Raw genomic sequence first — 294 nt, forward strand, 5'->3', positions numbered from 1 at the left:
GACGGTGAGTTGGGGGCGGAGTCCGCCGTTGGAGGGCAGTTTCCCGGCGCTCATCGCGACGCTGCAGGCGCCGGTGAGGCCGTCGAGGAGTTTCTGTGCCCGGGAGCGGCGATCCAGGTCCGGGCCGGTGCCTGTGCCTGTGCCGTTGTCTGGGCTGTGCCCGGTATCGGTGTTGGTTCTGGCGGTGCTGTTGCTGTTGGTGAGTCGTGGGTTGGTGGCGGCGTTCATGGTGGTGGTGAGGGTTTCGATTTGTTCGTCGGTGGCGAAGATTTCGAGGTGGTGGAGTCCGTGGCG

Annotated in this window: 1 pseudogene; it reads right to left on the reverse strand. The window is 66.0% G+C overall.

Going from position 1 to position 294, the window contains the following annotated elements:
* Positions 1-294 (reverse strand): annotated as a pseudogene (locus LN996_RS23570) (HNH endonuclease); the annotation flags it as partial.

The organism is Arthrobacter sp. AK01 (assembly GCF_021109375.1).
Lineage (GTDB): Bacteria > Actinomycetota > Actinomycetes > Actinomycetales > Micrococcaceae > Arthrobacter.